Annotated in this window: 1 protein-coding gene; it reads left to right on the top strand. The window is 54.4% G+C overall.

Features of this window, described 5'->3' with window-relative positions; genetic code table 11:
• On the top strand, positions 1-228 hold a 228-nt coding region (locus ACNQ0W_RS25810), incomplete at both ends, for a Tn3 family transposase (RefSeq protein ID WP_417933358.1).

Raw genomic sequence — 228 nt, 5'->3', positions numbered from 1 at the left:
TTCCGTTGTGCCGCGACGATGACCGCTGGCAAAATCAGGCCCAGCCAACTCCTGCGCAAGCTCGCTTCTTACCCACGACAAAACAACCTTGCAGTTGCGCTTCGTGAAGTTGGTCGTATTGAACGGACCCTTTTCATTATTGAGTGGATCCTGGATACGGACATGCAGCGGCGTGCTCAGATCGGTCTTAACAAGGGAGAGGCCCACCATGCGCTCAAAAATGCGCTC

Origin of the sequence: Enterobacter cloacae complex sp. 6730903, assembly GCF_048283985.1 — a bacterium.
Lineage (GTDB): Bacteria > Pseudomonadota > Gammaproteobacteria > Enterobacterales > Enterobacteriaceae > Enterobacter > Enterobacter hormaechei_C.
This window is presented reverse-complemented; position numbering and strand designations above follow the sequence as displayed.